This window comes from Allokutzneria sp. NRRL B-24872, from assembly GCF_002155965.1.
In the GTDB taxonomy this organism is placed as follows: Bacteria; Actinomycetota; Actinomycetes; order Mycobacteriales; family Pseudonocardiaceae; genus Allokutzneria.
Window position 1 is genome coordinate 14191 of sequence record NZ_MUMH01000083.1, and the last position, 15799, is coordinate 29989.

Sequence of the window (15799 nt, forward strand, 5' to 3'; positions counted from 1 at the left end):
GGTCGACCGCCGCCCGATCCCTCAGGCGACTCGCGGCGGGGCGAGCGGGGCGACCCTCCTGTGGAAGAAGGATTCGACACCTTCACCGACCTCGTACAGACCTCGGATGAAATCGCGCCAGGCCTCGATTTCCGAGAGCCGTTCAGAAAGAACCGCGCCGAGAATCGCACCGTCGTCGTCGTACAACACCTCGTACACCGCGGAAGCGCCGACGGTCACGATTTCCGGCAATCGTCCTTCTCGCTCACGGGGAAGAACTTCTCGCTCACCGACGACACGGATGCGCTCGCCGAGTTCATCGCGCTGCACCAGGGAATGGAGCTGCCATTGGAGGTAGGGCGATATCGCGGATTCGACGACCCGGACCCGATAGGTGGTGAACCCGCTCCCGCGCACGCGGCGGTAGTACTCCTCCAGCTTGTCCCGCCGCTGGCGGATCAGCGACAGCGACTCCTCCCATTCGCCCCTGGCGAAGGCGTCCCAGCTCGCGCTGCCCGACTCGCGGAAGGTCTGGGTGCGCTCCAGCTTCCAGAAGTCGTACCGGTCGATCGCCCAGAACCTCGGGAAGAAGTCCTCGAGGTACTCCTCCGGTGACAGCCTGCGGCCGGTCGGCGCGGGTGGGGGCAGCTCATTCATGGGGGATGTCGTCCTTCGCGGCTATCAGCATGCGGCGCGGCAGCACGACGAGCCGCTCGTCGGTCCCGATGCTCACGTCCACCGGCAGGCGCGAGGCGTACTCCGCGGTGAGGTCCCGCCCGATGACCGCGATGTCGCCGTTGTCCAACTCCCAGAGGTCGGGGCACGTCGGATTGTCATCGGTCATCCCCAGTTCGAGAGCGGACTTCCCCAGCCGCCGTTTGAACGAGGCGGAACTATCGGCTTCCCATCTGCGGAACATGGCGGCCCCCCGAACGCGCAACGACATGTCAGAAAATTGATCTTAACATGTTGATCTTGCTCGAAGCAGGGCGGTCCACCGCACGGACGAGCGGTTCACCCGCCGCGTCGAGTTTGCCACGGGCGCAAGAAACACTTCGTGACATTCATTCCGGAGCAACCATGTGGACGCAGAAGACCTCCGCCATAGTGGCGAATCGAGCATGCTCCACACCGCCACCGCGAGTAAAGACTAGAGAAGTGCCAGAAAGCCTTTCAGGCAGCTGCCTTGCGCCGTCCGGAGGTGCATGATCGCGCGGGGCGGGACTACGCGGCCTGGGTGACGCGGCGGCGGTGGAGGACGACGGCCAGCACGGCGGCGGCGAGCACCAGCAGGACGAGGCTCACCCAGCCCGCGATCGAGGCGACGCGTTCGTAGGCGCTGCCGGCCGTCCAGCCGACCACGACCCAGGTCGAGCCCCACAGCAGCGACACGGGCACGCTCCACGACGCGAAGCGCCGGTAGGAGAGCCCGGCCATCGCGGCGAAGCGGGGCATCAGGGTGCGGATTCCGACCACCCACTGTCCCAGGAGGACGGCGCGGCCACCGAAGCGGTCAAGCAGCTTTTCCGTTCGGTGCCAACGGTCTTCGCCGATGCGCCGCACGATGCGGCTGTCCGGGAGGCCGTCGGCGCGGCTGAGCCTGCGGCCGGAGGCGTAGGCGAGCGTGGTGCCGAGGGCGGCGCCGAGAGCGGCCACGCACCCGGCGGCCACGAGCCCCACGTTGCCGAGGTAGGCCAGGAAGCCGAAGAGCAGCAGACCGCTCACGCCGGGGAGCACGACGCCGACGACGATCGCCGCCTCCAGCGTCACGAGCACCCCGAAGACCAGGTGGACCAGCACGGAGGGCATGCCTGCGAGCGAGTCACGCAAGACGGTCATGGAGGGGCCTTCGGTATACGTAGGTCAGCGCGGGCATCAGGTTGCGCCACACGGTCCGGGTGATGAGCACTTCGTCGAAACTACCTCGGAGCATCCGGCGGAAGCGCCGCGCTCCGGCAGCAGGGTAGGCGTTGAGATAGCTGAACGTGGTGAAGACGCCATCAGGAGTGAGCACCTTCACGATCTCGTTCAGAATGCGTTTCTGTTGCACCGGCGGGAAAAGCGTCCAGGGCAGGCCGCTGACCACAGCGTCCACCTCGTCCGTTCCGCACGCGGCGAGCAGATCGCCCAGTCGCGCGGCGTCACCGCGGATGAGCTCCAGATCGGGCCGGTTCCGCCCGAGCAGGCGGATCATGTCGTCGTCCAGCTCCACCGCGATGTGCCGTCCGCCCTCGGGCAGCCGGTCGGCGATGGCGGCGCTGACCACGCCCGTCCCCGGGCCCAGCTCGACGACGACGGGGGCGCCGGTGCTGGGCACGACCTCGGCGAGGCGTTCGGCCAGGCGGGGCGAACTGGGCGCGACGGCGCCGATGACGTTGGGGTTGCGCACGGCTGCCCTGAGGAACGGCAGCAGCTCGGATTGCTTGGCGGGCATGGGTTCCACACTCACGTGCCGCTCGGCCGCGCACCTCGTCCTCGGGGTCGGAACCTGTCGGAGGGGGCTCCTGCTTCGGCAGGAGGCGGTCTCGGGGTCGGCCGCCTACCGTTCTCAGGGTGTGGCGGAGCGTGCGGGACTCGGGGCGGCTGAGCTGGCTGCTGCGGATGGTCCCCATCTGGCTCGCGGTCGGCTTCCTGCTGCCGGGGCTGTTCGCCCCGCAGGTGTGGTGGGCGTCGATGTCGCGGTGGTACTGGGGGTTGACCTTCCTGTCGGCCGCGCTGCCGCTGTACAAGGGCCGCTTCGACCTCCAGGTGGTGCTGCTGCAGGCCCTGCTGATGATCACCGTCGACCAGGAGGGCGCCCCGGCGAGCGAGGTGACCCAGGTGGCGATGCTGATCAACCTGTTCCACCTGGTCTCGGGGCCGAGGTGGCGGTTGGTGGTCGGGACGCTCGCGGTGGTGGTCGCGACCGCGGCGAACCTGATCGACGTGCCGCTGTTCGACCCGTTGGAGGACTACCCCGGCCCGCTGCCGCTGGTCACCGTCGCGATCTTCATCGTCGCCACGCCGGTGCTGCTCGGGCTGCACCAGCAGGCGCTGCGCTCCAGCGCGCACCAGGCGGAGCAGCGGGTCGAGGAGACCGAGCTGCGCCACCAGCTGGAACGGCGCGAGGCCACGGCCAGCGAGCGCGCGGCGATCTCGCGGGAGCTGCACGACCTCGTCGCCCACCACGTGGCGTCGATCGTGCTGCGGGTCGGAGTCGCCAGGCACGTCGCCCGCGACACCGATGCGCGCATCCGGGCCGTGCTCGACGACGTCCACACGACCGCGACCACGGCACTGGAGGACCTGCGCCGCCTCGTCGGCGTGCTGCGCGATCCCGACCGCGGCTCCGTTGCTCCGCTGCACACCCCGGCCGAGCTGGCCGAGTCGCTGGAGGAGCTGCTGGTGCGCACGCGCGCCGCCGGGCTGGCGGTGTCGTCGGAGATCGGCCCAGGACTGTCCACAGTGGATTCCGTGCGGCGCTTGGCCGTGCTGCGGATCGCCCAGGAGTCCCTGACCAACGCGCTCAAGCACGCCGGGCGGGGCGCGGCGGCGCGGCTGGCGGTCTCGCTGAGCCCGGAGCGGACGGTGGAGGTCGAGGTGTCCGACAGCGGAGGACGAGCGGGCTCGCGCGCGCTCCAGGTGCCCGGTGGGCACGGACTGATCGGCATGCGCGAGCGCGTCGAACTGCTCGGCGGGTCGTTGCGGGCGGGGCCCGGCGAGGGCGGCTGGCTGGTGCGCGCGGAGCTGCCGGAGAACCCGCAGAACACCCCGGAGGAACGCGGATGATCAGGGTCCTGCTGGTGGACGACCAACCCCTGGTGCGCGCGGGGCTGCGGATGCTGTGCGAGGCCGACGAGCTGGTCGAGGTCGCCGGGGAGGCCGCCGACGGCGAGCAGGCCGTGCGGCTGGCCGAACGGTTGACCCCGGACGTCGTCCTGATGGACCTGCGGATGCCCAGGCTCGACGGGATCGAGGCGTCCCGGCGCATCCTGCGCAACCGGCCGTCGACCAGGATCGTGGTGCTCACCACGTTCGACGACGACGATCACCTCTACCCGGCGCTGGAGGCCGGGGCCTGCGGCTTCCTCGCCAAGGACGCCGAACCCGCGGACCTGCTGGTCGCCGTCAAGCGCGCCGCCGCCGGGGAGAGCCCGTTCAGCCCCCGCGTGCTGGACCGTCTGGTCAGCCAGGCCGTGCGCACCCGGCAACCGCGTGAGCAGGCCGGTCCCCGCCTGCCCGACGGCGTCACCGACCGCGAGCGCGAGGTGCTGGCGCTGCTCGGCGACGGGTTGGCGAACGCCGAGATCGCGCGGCGGCTGAACGTGGGCGTGACCACGGTGAAGACGCACGTCGCGGGCCTGATGGGCAAGACGGGGCGGGGCAACCGGGTGCAGCTGGCGATCCTGGCCGTGCAGCTGGGCCTCTCCGGCGGCTAGTCGGGGTTGCGGTCGTCTCCGCACTGGGACACGCTGCATGAGTGACCCAGGAAAGGATCCAGCTCGATCTGGACGAGGTGGGCGTCGCGGTGGATCTCCCCCAGCCCACACACACTCAGGACCAGGTTCGAGACGTCCCCTATCGGCCGGTGGAGTTCCGCGACGACGACCTGCCGAGCGCATTGGAACGCACCGCCGCATGGCTGCGCGCGACCCAGCAGTGGCTGGGCGAACCCGTTGACGTGATGGCCATCCACCTCGACTACGACGACCGCGAAGGAGCGCCGTACTACGAGGTCAGGCTGCTGTGCAACGAAGAGGACCTGGCAGGAGCGCCGATCGCCCTGCGCAACCAGGCCGGGTAGCGCGCTCGCCGCACCCGTAGTTCGTCGTTCGTTCTCGTCGTCAGTTCCAGCGGTGGGGCCCTGCTTTCGGGTCCCACCGCTTTTCTGCGTTCCGCGCCAGTACGGTGACGACGTGGACGGGCTGCCCGAGTGGATGTGGCCGCCGCGTGCCGAGGGGTGGGTCGCGGAGGACCTGGACACCTTGGTCGAGGCGCCGAAGCACACCGAACTGATCGACGGCGTTCTCGTTTTCCGGCAACCGCTGCGCGTGTGGCACAACGCCATCAGGACACAACTGCAACAAGCCCTGATCGAACAGGCGCCGCACGCGGCGGACGTGGCTTGGGGCATGACGATCCGGTTGGACGAGTACAGCCGAACGGAGCCAGACTTGCTGGTCACCACCGCCCCGCTGGACTTCGACCGGACCTGGTTCGCGCCGGAGGACGTTCTCCTCGTCATCGAGGTGATCTCCGCGGAATCCGCGCACCGCGACCGGACGGTGAAGCTGCGCAAGTACGCCGAGGCCGGCATTCCGCACTACTGGATCGTCGAAGAGGAGAACTCGGCTCCGGTCGTCCACGTCTACGAACTCGATGGTCCGACAAAGGCCTACGCGCCCGCGGGCATCGTCCGCGGGGTTCTCGATCGCCCGGTTCCCTTTCCTCTGCGCGTCGACCTGGACAGCCTCATTCCCCGCCGCCCGTGACCAGGCGGTGGTGCAGCTCGGCCGCCGCGACGGGGTCGGGGGTGGTCAGTTCGACGGCGGCCAGCCACGCGGCGGCGCGGGCGGCGTCGAGTGCGGTCACCGAGGGCTCGGCGACGCGCGCCAAACGGTGCGACACCGCTGCGCGCAAAGGGGTGTCGGAGGTCAGCAGCCCACCGGCGAGCACGAGGGGACCGGGCACCTCGCCCAGCTCCGCGAGCGTCGCCAGCAAGCGCTGCGCGGCCTCCTCGACGATGGCGGCGGCGGGCGGCGCCGAGCCGACGAGGTCGAACACGGCGGGCGCGAGCGCGGCGATCTCGGCGCGGGAAGCGGTGTAGACGGCGGTCAGGAAGTCCTCGCGGGTGAAGGCGTTGAAGCGCCCGCGAACGCGGTCGGCGAGCGGGCTCAGCTCGGAACCGGCGTTGAGCGTCCGCGCGGTGTGGCGGATGGCCTCGCGGCCGATCCAGTAGCCGGAGCCCTCGTCGCCGATCAGCCAGCCGAGCCCGTCGGCGGCGCGGAACTCCACGTGCGAGCGGATCTCCGCGGCGACGGCGCCGGTGCCCGCGATGAGCACGCGTCCACTGGGATCAGGGGTTCCGGCCGCGAAGGCCACCGGGGCGTCACCGTATGTCCACAGTGGACAGCCGAGTCCGGCAGCCGCCCACTCGGCGTCGTAGGCGGCGCGCACCGAGGGGTCGGCGAGGCGGTTGTAGCCAGCCATGCCGACGACTCCCCCGCGCACCAGTGCCGGTTCGAGGCCGTCGAGGGCGAGCGAGATCGCCTTGCCCAGTTCCGCGGCGGCGAGCGCGGGATCGCCTCCGGTGGGGTTTCCTGGGCCGGCCCGCCCGGTTCCGACGACGCGTCCGTCCAGGGTCGCGGCCACCACGCGGGTGGTGCTGCCGCCGCAGTCCGCTCCGAGCACAAGCATGAAAATAATGTTCACCCTTTCGCCGCGAGGCTTCCTGTGGCAACAATTCTTACCGAAGTCGGCTAATCAGGGAAGAAGCAACGTAGATGGTGCTGGACGGCGAAGGACTGCTCGCGCGGCTGCGGACGGAGCTGTCCGGGCTGCCCGAGGCGCTGCAACGCGTCGCCGAGCTGATCCTGCGCGATCCCGAGGAGGCCGCGCAGGCGACGATCGTCGACCTCGCCGAGCGCTCCGGGACCTCGCCGGCGACCGTCACCCGGTTCTGCCGCACGCTGGGCTTCCGCGGCTACGCGGGGCTGCGCGTGGCCATCGCGACCGAGATCGGCCGGGCCGCGCAGGCGCACTGGGAGATCGACGTGGACCGCGACATCGCGCCGGACCACTCGTTGCAACGGGTGCTCGGGGTGATCGTGAACGCCGACACCCAGGCGATCAGGGAGACCGCCGACCGGTTGGACCTCGACGCCATCGAGATCGTCGCCAGCACGATCGCCGCCTCGATCGGCTCCGGCCGCCGGGTGGAGGTCTTCGGCGTCGGCAGCAGCGCGGCGGCCACGACCGAGCTGGTGTTCCGGCTCCAGCGGCTGCGCGTGGCGTGCTGGCACCGCGCGGAAGCGCACTCCGCACTGAGCAGCGCCGCGTTGCTGCGCCCGGGTGATCTCGCGATCGGCGTCTCGCACAGCGGCAGAACACGAGAGGTGATCGAGTTCCTGTCGGAGGCCGCCGAGCACGGCGCGACGACGGTCGCGGTGACCTCCTACCCGCGTTCACCGCTGGCCGAGAGCGCCGAGCTCGTGCTGACCACCGAGACGCAGGAGACGAGCTTCCGGCTGGCCTCGCTCTCCGCGCTGCACTCGCAGCTGCTCGTGCTGGACCTCGTCTACGTCGCCGTGGCGCAGCGCAGCCACCCGGCGGTGGACGAGGCGTTCGAGCTGACCGCCCGCGCGGTCCAGACGCACCGGCTTCCCGAAGACCCTATCCGGAAGGGAAAACACCGTTGATCAGCGCCGAGGGTTTCCTTGAAGTCATCACCGAGCTGACGAGAACCGTTGGTACCGAACAACTTTCACATGTCAACGCCGCCGCTGACGTGATCGCCGACTGCGTGCGCGCGGGTGGCGTGGTGCAGGCGTTCGGCTGCGGGCACTCCGAAGCGCTCGCGATGGAGATCGCCGGACGCGCGGGCGGACTGGTGCCGTCGAACCGGATCTCGTTGCGGGACTTGGTCCTCTTCGGCGGCGAGGAGGTCTCCGTGCTGGAGGGCCCGCTGCTGGAGAAGGACCCGACCGTCGCGCACCGGCTCTACGAGCTGGCCCCCGTCGGCGCGCAGGACGTGTTCGTCGTCGCGTCCAACTCCGGCGTGAACGGCCTGATCGTGGAGTTCGCACTACACGTTAAGTCCAAGGGGCACAAGGTGATTGCGTTGACTTCACGTCAGCACACCGACCTCGTGGAGTCCAACCACCCGAGCGGGCGCAAGCTCGCCGAGCTGGCTGATGTCGTGCTGGACAACGGGGCTCCGTACGGGGACTCGACGATCGCGCTGCCCGGCGGTGCCGGAGCGGTCGGCGCGGTCTCGTCGATCACCGCTGCCCTGCTGGCGCAGCAGATCACCGTCGAGGTCGTGCGCAGGCTGCTCGACGACGGTGGCGAACTCCCGGTGTACCTCTCCGCCAACATCCCCGGCGGTCGCGAGCACAACAAGGTGATCGAGGACCGCTATTCCGGGCGCATCCGCCGCACGGCATGATCATCAACCGCTCGATCCGTCGAACCGCTCGATCGAAGGAGATCCGGTGAACCCGACCACGAGACGTTCGGTGCTGCGCGGAGCCCTGGCAGCGGCGGCGACACCGCTGCTGGCCGGGTGCGTGACAGGGGGCGGCGGCGAGCAGGGTGCCGCACTGCGCGGCGAGGTCACCAAGGACAACCCGCTCGGCGTCGCCGAGGGCGCCCCGCTGGAAGTGGTGATCTTCAAGGGGGCCTACGGCGACCAGTACGCCCTGGACGCGGAGAAGACCTACAACCAACGGCACCCGCAGGCGAAGATCACCCACCAGGGCCTGCAGAAGGTCGGGGAGGCGCTGCAACCGCGCTTCGTCGCCGGCACCCCGCCGGACGTCGTCGACAACACCGGCGCGGGCGAGCTGGACCTCGCGACCCTGGTGAAGGCCAACCAGGTCGCCGACCTCACCGAACTGCTGGACGCGCCCTCGCTGCACGACCCCTCGCTGCGCGTGCGCGACACGCTGCTGCCCGGTGTGGTCGACGACGGCATGTTCAACGGGCGCCCGCGCGCGCTCAACCTGGTCATGACCGCTTGGGGCGTCTGGTATTCACGAACGCTGTTCGCCGAGCGCGGGTGGAGCTACCCGAAGACGTGGGACGAGATGTTCACGCTCTGCGGCGAGATCAAGAAGTCCGGCATCGCGCCGTGGACGCACCAGGGCAAGTACCCCGATTACATGGGGGACTTGTTGGTGTCAATGGCTTTCAAGGCGGGCGGCAACGAGCTGCTGCTGGCCGTTGACCACCTGGAGCCCAACGCCTGGAAGCACGAGGCGATGATCGGCGCGGCCAACGCGATCGCCGAGCTCGTCGGCAGGGGCTACGTGATGCCGGGCTCCGAAGGACTTTCGCACACCGAGGCCCAGGCCGCGTGGTCGCAGGGCAAGGCGGCGTTCCTACCGTGCGGCTCGTGGCTGGAGATCGAGCAGCAGGCCGTGACGCCGAAGAACTTCCAGATGGCGATCATGCCGCCGCCGCAACTGTCCACTTCGGACAAGATGCCCGCCGTCGCGGTGCGCGCGAGCGGCGCGGAGAGCTTCATCGTCCCGGAGAAGGCCCGCAACCGCCAGGGCGGCATGGACTTCCTGCGCACGATGTTCGCCGTGCCCAGCGCGCGGCGCTTCGCCGAACTGGGCGGCGGGCTGCCCTCGGTGAAGGGCGCGACCGACGGGCTGACGCTCTCGCCCGGCGTGCAGTCCGTGCGCAGCGTGATCGACGCCGCAGGCGACAACGCGTTCCGCTACCGCTTCCGCTTCTGGTACGGCACCTTGAAGAAGGCGTGGGACGACGCGACCGGTGAGCTCGTCGCCGGGCGGTTGAGCGCGCAGCAGTGGGCCGACCGGTTGCAGCGCGCCGCTGACGCGGTCGCCCGTGACCCCAACATCACCAAGTACCGGCGCTGACATGAGGCATGGCAAGTACCGCTTCCTGGCGATGGCGATCCTGCCCGCACTGGTGCTGCACGTGGTCTTCGTGCTGTCGCCGTACGCGCAGGCGTTCTACCTGTCCCTGACCGACTGGACGGGGGTGGCGGGGCAGGCGAACTTCGTCGGGCTGGACAACTTCGCCCGGCTCGGCGAGGACCCGCTGTTCCTGTCCGCCTTGGGGAACAACGCGCTGATGCTGATCGTCGTGCCGCTCGCGACGATCGCCATGGCGCTGTTCCTCGCCTCCATGCTCAACCTCGGCGGGCGACGCGGGCGCGCCGAGGTCGGGGGCGTCGCGGGCGGCAAGTTCTACAAGATCGTCTACTTCTTCCCGCAGCTGCTGTCGGTGCCGATCATCGCGGTGCTCTGGCAGTTCGTGTACAGCCCGAACAACGGTCTGCTCAACGGTTTCCTGAGCGCGATCGGCCTGGACGGGTTGGCCCGCACCTGGCTCGCCGACGGCAGCACCGCGCTGTGGGCGATCATGGCGGTGATGATCTGGTCCGCCGTCGGGTTCTACGTCGTGCTGTTCAGCGCGGCCATGGACTCCATCCCGCGCGAGCTGTTCGAGGCGGCGCGGCTGGACGGGGCCGGGCGGTTCGCGACCTTCCGCTCCATCACGCTGCCCCTTGTGCGGGACAACGTGAACGCGGCGTTCGTGTACCTCGGCATCGCGGCGCTGGACGGCTTCGCGCTCGTGCAGATCCTGTCCGTGGGGCCGGGTGGGCCCGATGGCGCCACCGAGGTGATCGGGCTCGGCCTCTACCGCAACGCCTTCTCCTTCGGCCAGTTCGGCTACGCCTCCGCGATGGGCGTCGCTCTGTTCTTCCTGACCCTGACGCTCGCGGTGATCGCGATGCGCTCGGGTCGCCGCACGAAGGTGGAGATGGCATGAGGCGACTCGGTGACGGCGCGGTCCACGTCTTCATGGCGGTGTGGGCCGTGATGGTCGCGTTCCCGTTGGTGTGGGCCGTGATCAGCTCGCTCAAGACCGATGAGCAGATCCTCACCAGCCCGTGGTCGCTGCCCGACCGCCCGCACCTGGAGAACTGGTCCCGCGCGTGGGATCAGGCCTCGATCGGCCAGTACTTCCTGAACAGCCTCGTGGTGGTCGGCGGAGCGCTCGCGCTGACGATGCTGCTGGGCTCGCTGGTCGCCTACGCGCTGGCCCGATATTCCTTTCCTGGCAACAGATTCCTGTACTACCTGTTCGTCAGCGGCATGCTCTTCCCGATGTTCCTGGCCCTGGTACCGCTGTTCTTCGTGGTCAAACAGCTCGGGCTGCTGGGCAGCTACCCCGGCCTGATCCTCGTCTACACCGCGTACGCGCTGCCGTTCACCGTGTTCTTCCTGACCGGCTTCTTCCGCACCCTGCCCAACGAGGTCGCCGAGTCGGCCGCCCTGGACGGCTGCTCGCACACGGGGATCTTCTTCCGCGTCATGCTGCCCATGGCCAAGCCCGGGTTGATCAGCGTCGGGATCTTCAACTTCCTCGGCCTGTGGAACCAGTACCTGCTCCCCCTGGTGCTCAACCCCGACCCGTCGAAGTACGTCCTCGCGCAGGGCCTCGCCGCGCTGTCGGTCAGCCAGGGCTACCGCGGTGACTTCAGCGGCCTGTTCGCCGGGCTCACCATCGCGATGCTGCCGGTCCTGGTGGTGTACCTGGTCTTCCAACGCCGCATCCGCTCCGGCCTCACCGCCGGCGCCGTCAGGTAGCGCTTGGGCCCTGAATGACTCATTGGTGTACCTGAACTCCCTGAATGAGTCATTCAGGGAGTTCAGCTACACCAAACGCGGCATGGGGTCTGAGCGGAGGAATCCGGCACGCGAGCGGGCGGGTGGAGCGCGCGGACGTCTCCTCTGCTGCGTACCCAAGCCACGGATCAGTCCGATCCCAGTTCCTGGTCGAGACGGGTCAGCCCGTCGATCGCGTCCTTGCGGCGGAGGTCGTCACGGCGCCGGGCCCCCTTCGACGAGGATCTCCAGCTCTTCGGCCTCGGCACGGTCGCTGACCAGGTGGTCCTTCACCCGGCGGAGCGCACGGGCGGCCACCTCCCGGTCGACAAACCCCCCGTCAGGCCGGGGGCAGGACGATGCGGGTGGTGGTGCCCTCGCCGGGCGTGGTGTCCAGCTCGATGCGGCCGTTGTGGGCGGCGACGATGGCGGCGCTGATCGCCAGGCCGAGGCCGGAGCCGCCGCGGGCGCGGGAGCGGGCGGAGTCGGCGCGGTAGAAGCGGTCGAACACGCGCTGAGCGTGCTCGGAGTCGATGCCCGCGCCGGTGTCGGCGACCTCGACGAGCGCGTAGGCGGCGGCGACGGGGAGGTCGGTGCCGGACCAGGCGACGACGCGGGCGGGCTCCTCGGCGGGGCGGTGGCGCACGGTGACCCGGACCGGTGTGCCCGCCGGGTTGTGCGTGATGGCGTTGGTGACCAGGTTCGTGACGACCTGCCGCAGCCGCGCCTCGTCGGCGATCACGCGGACCGGGCCGTCGGGGGCGGACAGGGTGATGGAGCGCGACAGGACGCGCGCGTCGTGGACGACGTCGTTGACGGGGACGAGCAGGTCGACCTCGGTGAGGTCCAGTGCGCGCTGCTCGTCGAGGCTGGCGAGCAGCAGCAGGTCCTCGACGAGGCCGCCCATCCGCTCGGACTCGCCCTCGATGCGCGACATGAGTCTGTCCACATCGGACTTCTCGGGCGCGCCGCCCCTGCGGTAGAGCTCGGCGAAGCCGCGGATCGAGGTCAGCGGGGTGCGCAGCTCGTGCGAGGCGTCGGCGACGAACTGCCGCAGGCGCCGCTCGGAGTGCTCGCGCTCGCGCATGGCCGAGGAGATGCGGCCGAGCATCACGTTGAGGGACTGGCCGAGCCGCCCGGTCTCGGTGCGCGGGTCGGCGTCGGGCACCCGGCTGTCGAGCTGCCCGGCGGCGATCGCCTCCGCGGTGCCCTCGATCCTGGTCAACGGCCGCAAACCCAAGCGCACCAACGAGGTCGCGAGCACGGCGAGGCCGGTCAGGATCAGCAGGCCGACGACGACCTCGATGCTCAGCAGCTCCGCGACCGTCTCGTCCCGCGAGCGCAGCCACGTCGCCACCGCGACCAGCCTGCCGAAGTCGCCGACCACCACGCGGACCCGCCAGTCGCTGCCGCCCTCGCCGTCGGGGACGGTGAAGGTCCGGCCGACGTTGTCCTTGACGACGTCGTAGCGCAGCAGCGGCATGTTCGGCGCCTCGGCCGAAGCTCCGCCCCGGTAGATCTCCACGCCGGTGCGGCTGAAGGACACCAGCCGGAAGTCGGTCGGCAGCTGCGGCTCACCCCTGATGGGCTTGCCGGGAGGCCCGTAGCCGTCGCTCATCCGCGCCGCCGTGGTCTTGAGCTGGTCGTCGATGCGGGAGACCAGGGACAGGTCCAGCCACACCAGGCTCAACGCGACGACGACGGTCAACCCGGTGGCGCACAGGGCGACCAGCGTCGCGACGAGCCGGGTCCGCAGCGTCCACGGCTTGCGGCTCACGACCGTCCCCGGCCCCGGGGCAGGCGCAGGGTGTAGCCGACCCCGCGGATGGTGTGGATCAGCGCGGGCTCGTTGCGGTCGATCTTGCGGCGCAGGTAGCTGATGTAGGACTCGACGATGCGGCTGCTGCCGTCGAAGTTGTAGTCCCACACGCGGTCCAGGATCTGCTCCTTGCTGACCACCTTCTCCGCGTTGATCATCAGGTAGCGCAGCAGGTTGAACTCCGTCGGGGACAACGGGATCGGCTCACCGGCCCGGCGCACCTCGTGCCCCTCCTCGTCCAGCTCCAGGTCGGCGTAGCAGAGCACTCCGTCGTCGGTGGCGGGCGCGCCGGGCGGGCGGGTGCGGCGCAGGATCGCGCGCAGCCGGAGCACGACCTCCTCCAGGCTGAACGGCTTGGTCACGTAGTCGTCGCCGCCCGCGGTGAGCCCGGCGATGCGGTCCTGCACGGTGTCCCGCGCGGTCAGGAAGAGCACGGGCAGCCGCTCCTGGGCCGAGCGCAGCTGCCTGGCGACGGTGAAGCCGTCGAGGTCGGGCAGCATCACGTCGAGCACCACGATGTCCGGCTGGAACGCCTTGGCCGCGCTCACCGCGCCCGCGCCGGTCTCCGCGACGCCGACCTCGAACCCGCTGAGCCGCAGCGTCGCCGAGAGCAGTTCCAGGATGTTCGGCTCGTCGTCGACAACGAGCACCTTGGCCGAGCGCGGCTCATCGATGTTCACCCGGCCAGCATCACGGTCGAGGCTGAGAGTTTGCTGGGAACACGCTGAGCAGCGGGGAAAGCCAGCCGTTGCGGTGTCACCATCGGAGGTGTGCACCCGCTCGACTCGCTCCCGGCCCGCCTGTTCCTGCTCGCCTTCGACCAGGAGCGCGGGCGGCTGACCACGCGCGCGGCGCTGGCGCCCCTGCTGCGCGCGGCGGCACTGGCCGAGCTGCACCTCAGCGGCAGGCTTGCCGACGCCGAGGGCAGGGCGCGGGCGGTCGCCGCGACCCCGAGCGGCGATCCCGTGCTGGACCAGGTGCTCGCGCTGGTCTCCGGCTCGGCGAGGCCCCGGTCGTGGCAGCACTGGATCGGCTACCGCCCCAAGAGCACGGTGGCGGCGGTGCGCGAGGCCCTCGTCGCGTCGGGCCACATCCGCGTCGAGCGGCGCAAGGTGCTCGGGCTCTTCCGCACCACCAAGATCACGCTGCTCGACCCCGGCGCGGCCACGCACGTGGAGAGCCTGGCGTCGGAGGCGTTGCGCGGCGCGTGGCCGGTCGCGGAGGTCGACCTGCGCGACGCGGCCGTGGTGAGCCTGGCCGCCGCCGCGAACCTGCGCACGGTGGTCAGCCGCGCGGACCGGCGGAGCTACCGCAAGCGCCTCGCCGAGCTGGGCGCGCGCGTCGGCCCCGTGCCCGCCGCCCTCCGCAAGGCCTTGCAGGCGCAGAGCGGAGGCTCGGCAGGCAACGACGGCGACTGAACCCACAACGCTCACCAGCTAGAATATCCCCGTGCACGCCGCCGCCCCGCTCGCCTCATCGCGCGCGGCCGTGGTCCAGGCCTTTCCCGTTTCGTACTCCTAGCGGCCAAAGGGAGCGCTCTTTTTCCCGCTAGGAGTACGAAACGGGTTCTGGCGTGGCTGGGGGATGTTGAGGCGAGTGGGGCGGAGTGCCGGCGGGGCTAGCGGTAGGTCAGGCCCGCCTCGGCCATGCGGCGCGTGGCTTCGAGCACGTCCTTCTCACCGGCGGCGATGTAGAGGCGGAGGTACGGCAGCGGCGTCGCGCCGGACTCCGGCCCCGGGTAGGGCCACGGCCACACCGGAGCCACCAGGACGCCCGTGCGCTCGAAGCAGTCGGCGCGGTACTGCTCGGGCTCGTAGGCGGGCGGAACCTCGATCAGCACGTACGGCGTGCACTCCCCCGCGTGCACGGCGCTCGCGGGGTGGCCGAGCTGGTCCACGCACGCCTGCACGGTGGCCTGGCGGGTGTCGGCGAGCTCGAAGCTCTGCCGCGTCAGGAAGTCCGTGCTCTCCGAGGACTCCAGCCACTCCGCCATGGCGTGCTGGGCCGGGCCAGCGTGCATCAGGCCGTGGTGCAGCCGGTAGCGGTTGACCAGCTCGGCGAGCACCGCGGGCGCGGCCACCATCGACCCGATCGCCCAGCCGTTGCAGCCGAACTGCTTGCCCATGGAGCGGACGCCGAGCCACGGCACCAGCGGCGCGTGCTCGACCACCGCGCGCAGAGCTGAGGTGGCGGTGACGCCCGCGTCGCACACGCCGAAGTACGCGTCGTCGACGAGGATCGCCGCGTCGTGCTCGACGGCCGTGTCCACCATCGCGGAGACGAACTGCTCGGACCAGTTCACGGCGGTCGGGTTGTGCTGCGCGTTGATGATCACCATTGCCAGGTGCTCGCCGGGCGTGGCGAGCACCTTGGTGACGGCAGCGGCCAGATCTTCGCGCTGCGGCTGGAAACCGTGCTCCGGGCGCAGCGGGAGGTAGCGCACGGCGAAGCCGAGCGGGCTGAACACCCCCGAGTAGTCCCAGCTGGGCCCGGCGGCGAGCACGACGGGCGTGCTGGAGGTGGTCCTGTCCTTGACCATGCGGCCGAAATCGAACATCGACTGGCGGGTGCCGCCCCAAGAGACCGCGACCTCCCAGTCGCCCTCGGTCAGCCCGTTGCCCGCCGCGATGTGCTCGCGCAGCGCGGCGCGCAGCCG

At 70.3% G+C, this 15799-nt stretch carries 18 protein-coding genes; 10 read left to right on the forward strand and 8 right to left on the reverse strand.

Features of this window, described 5'->3' with window-relative positions:
- Nucleotides 1–21 precede the first annotated feature (21 nt).
- The 4 genes from CCN37_RS21670 to CCN37_RS21685 all read right to left on the reverse strand — a co-directional run bounded on the left by CCN37_RS21670 (nt 22) and on the right by CCN37_RS21685 (nt 2413).
- The gene (locus CCN37_RS21670; RefSeq protein ID WP_086823998.1) at nt 22–636 is read right to left on the reverse strand and encodes a DUF6879 family protein; all 615 of its coding nucleotides are present in this window, start codon (nt 634–636) and stop codon (nt 22–24) included.
- Entirely contained in the window at nt 629–823 is a 195-nt protein-coding gene (locus CCN37_RS21675) for a hypothetical protein (RefSeq protein WP_246843219.1), read from the reverse strand. Before CCN37_RS21675 ends, CCN37_RS21670 begins: the two co-directional genes overlap by 8 nt.
- Before the next feature lie 380 nt (nt 824–1203).
- Nucleotides 1204–1818, reverse strand: a complete 615-nt coding sequence (locus CCN37_RS21680) for a DedA family protein (protein ID WP_086823999.1) — start codon at nt 1816–1818, stop codon at nt 1204–1206.
- A complete protein-coding gene (locus tag CCN37_RS21685) occupies nt 1802–2413 on the reverse strand; it encodes a class I SAM-dependent methyltransferase (protein ID WP_086824001.1) in 612 nt (203 codons plus the stop codon). The genes CCN37_RS21680 and CCN37_RS21685 overlap by 17 nt, the downstream gene beginning before the upstream one ends.
- A gap of 119 nt (nt 2414–2532) precedes the next feature.
- On the opposite strand from CCN37_RS21685, the gene CCN37_RS21690 reads away from it, so the two are divergent.
- The 4 genes from CCN37_RS21690 (at nt 2533) to CCN37_RS21705 (ending at nt 5450) form a co-directional block, all read left to right on the forward strand.
- On the forward strand, nt 2533–3747 hold the full coding sequence (locus tag CCN37_RS21690; RefSeq protein ID WP_086824003.1) for a sensor histidine kinase: 1215 nt from the start codon (nt 2533–2535) through the stop codon (nt 3745–3747).
- Complete coding sequence (locus CCN37_RS21695) at nt 3744–4397, forward strand: response regulator transcription factor (RefSeq protein WP_086824005.1); 654 nt, start codon at nt 3744–3746, stop codon at nt 4395–4397. Before CCN37_RS21690 ends, CCN37_RS21695 begins: the two co-directional genes overlap by 4 nt.
- 41 nt (nt 4398–4438) lie before the next feature.
- A complete protein-coding gene (locus CCN37_RS21700; RefSeq protein WP_086824007.1) occupies nt 4439–4762 on the forward strand; it encodes a hypothetical protein in 324 nt (107 codons plus the stop codon).
- A 112-nt stretch (nt 4763–4874) separates the two neighbouring features.
- A complete protein-coding gene (locus CCN37_RS21705) occupies nt 4875–5450 on the forward strand; it encodes a Uma2 family endonuclease (RefSeq protein ID WP_086824009.1) in 576 nt (191 codons plus the stop codon).
- On the opposite strand, the gene CCN37_RS21710 is transcribed toward CCN37_RS21705, so the two are convergent.
- Nucleotides 5431–6375, reverse strand: coding sequence for an N-acetylglucosamine kinase (locus CCN37_RS21710; RefSeq protein WP_210408146.1), 945 nt, complete (start codon nt 6373–6375; stop codon nt 5431–5433). The two genes, CCN37_RS21705 and CCN37_RS21710, sit on opposite strands and share 20 nt — an antisense overlap.
- Before the next feature lie 86 nt (nt 6376–6461).
- Between CCN37_RS21710 and CCN37_RS21715 the strand changes: the two genes are divergently transcribed.
- Genes CCN37_RS21715 through CCN37_RS21735 form a run of 5 tightly spaced genes read left to right on the forward strand, consistent with a single transcriptional unit; the run spans nt 6462 to nt 11306 of the window.
- Nucleotides 6462–7376 carry a MurR/RpiR family transcriptional regulator gene (locus CCN37_RS21715; RefSeq protein ID WP_086824011.1) on the forward strand — a complete coding sequence of 305 codons (915 nt, stop codon included), beginning with the start codon at nt 6462–6464 and terminating at the stop codon, nt 7374–7376.
- Nucleotides 7373–8125: a sugar isomerase domain-containing protein gene (locus CCN37_RS21720; RefSeq protein ID WP_086824013.1), complete on the forward strand. Its 753-nt coding sequence runs from the start codon at nt 7373–7375 to the stop codon at nt 8123–8125. Before CCN37_RS21715 ends, CCN37_RS21720 begins: the two co-directional genes overlap by 4 nt.
- Nucleotides 8126–8171: 46 nt before the next feature.
- On the forward strand, nt 8172–9566 hold the full coding sequence (gene ngcE / locus CCN37_RS21725) for an N-acetylglucosamine/diacetylchitobiose ABC transporter substrate-binding protein (protein ID WP_086824015.1): 1395 nt from the start codon (nt 8172–8174) through the stop codon (nt 9564–9566).
- A 1-nt stretch (nt 9567) separates the two neighbouring features.
- Nucleotides 9568–10485 (forward strand): carbohydrate ABC transporter permease, encoded by a 918-nt coding sequence (locus CCN37_RS21730; protein ID WP_086824017.1) that lies wholly within the window; start codon nt 9568–9570, stop codon nt 10483–10485.
- The gene (locus CCN37_RS21735) at nt 10482–11306 is read left to right on the forward strand and encodes a carbohydrate ABC transporter permease (RefSeq protein WP_086824019.1); all 825 of its coding nucleotides are present in this window, start codon (nt 10482–10484) and stop codon (nt 11304–11306) included. Before CCN37_RS21730 ends, CCN37_RS21735 begins: the two co-directional genes overlap by 4 nt.
- Nucleotides 11307–11664: 358 nt before the next feature.
- Here the strand turns inward: CCN37_RS21735 and CCN37_RS21740 are convergent, their stop codons facing one another.
- Together CCN37_RS21740 and CCN37_RS21745 are read right to left on the reverse strand one after the other, a co-directional pair.
- Nucleotides 11665–13101, reverse strand: a complete 1437-nt coding sequence (locus CCN37_RS21740) for a cell wall metabolism sensor histidine kinase WalK (protein WP_086824021.1) — start codon at nt 13099–13101, stop codon at nt 11665–11667.
- A complete protein-coding gene (locus tag CCN37_RS21745; RefSeq protein WP_168200782.1) occupies nt 13098–13823 on the reverse strand; it encodes a response regulator transcription factor in 726 nt (241 codons plus the stop codon). Before CCN37_RS21745 ends, CCN37_RS21740 begins: the two co-directional genes overlap by 4 nt.
- A gap of 90 nt (nt 13824–13913) precedes the next feature.
- Here CCN37_RS21745 and CCN37_RS21750 point away from each other — a divergent pair, with 90 nt between their 5' ends.
- Nucleotides 13914–14561 (forward strand): GPP34 family phosphoprotein, encoded by a 648-nt coding sequence (locus CCN37_RS21750; protein ID WP_168200783.1) that lies wholly within the window; start codon nt 13914–13916, stop codon nt 14559–14561.
- Nucleotides 14562–14761: 200 nt separating this feature from the next.
- Here the strand turns inward: CCN37_RS21750 and CCN37_RS21755 are convergent.
- A partial coding sequence (locus CCN37_RS21755) for a pyridoxal phosphate-dependent aminotransferase (RefSeq protein ID WP_086824025.1) occupies nt 14762–15799 on the reverse strand: 1038 nt, incomplete at its 5' end.